Source organism: Vineibacter terrae (assembly GCF_008039615.1).
GTDB lineage: Bacteria > Pseudomonadota > Alphaproteobacteria > Reyranellales > Reyranellaceae > Vineibacter > Vineibacter terrae.
This window is the reverse complement of sequence record NZ_VDUZ01000125.1, coordinates 1-768: the sequence shown is the minus strand read 5'-3', so window position 1 is coordinate 768 and position 768 is coordinate 1. Positions and strand designations below refer to the sequence as shown.

Genomic DNA, 768 nt, shown 5'->3' with positions numbered 1-768 from the left:
GTAGGCTTTGAGTTTGGACCGAGCCTACGGAGGAAGAGAGATGAAGTCTTCGCAACACGCTGACACCCCCGCCGCTGAGACGGAGTTTGCCACGCTGTACGTCGCATTTGAACTGGGCAAAGCGAAGTGGCTTGTGGGGATCACAGTATCAGGCAGCAAGAAGCTGAGCCGTCATGTTGTGGCCGGAGGCGATCTGGAGGCCGCGTGGAAGCTGATCAGCAAGGCGCAGCAGAAAGCGCAGCAGCGGCTGGGGCGGCCGGTGCGGATCGTCAGCTGCTACGAGGCCGGCTACGACGGCTTCTGGCTGGATCGTAGGCTGCGGGAGCTGGGGGTGGAGAACCGCGTCCTGGATGCTGGCAGCCTGCAGGTGAACCGCCGCCATCGGCGCGCCAAGACGGACCGGCTGGACCTGGAGAACCTGATCCAGGTGCTGATCCGCCACGAGGGCGGCGAGCCGCGGGTGTGCAGCGTGGTGCGGCCGCCGTCGGTGGAGCACGAGGATGCACGCCGGCCCTCGCGGCAACGCGATCGGCTGATCGAGGAACGCACGGCGCACACCAACCGCATCAAGGGCCTCTTGCACAGCCAAGGTGTGCGTGAGCTGGAGCCGCGGGCCCGGAACTTCCCTGAGAAGCTGGCCAATGCACGCACCGGCGACGGCCGGCCCCTGCCGCCGTTCCTCAAGCAGGAGATCCTCGACGAGCTTGAGCGCCTGCAGGTGCTGCAACGGCAGATCGATCGCCTCGAGGCCCAGGCCAAGGCCGAGCG

At 66.5% G+C, this 768-nt stretch carries 1 pseudogene; it reads left to right on the top strand.

Annotated elements, in window-relative coordinates:
• Nucleotides 1-178 precede the first annotated feature (178 nt).
• Nucleotides 179-768, top strand: a pseudogene (locus FHP25_RS40490) (IS110 family transposase); the annotation flags it as partial.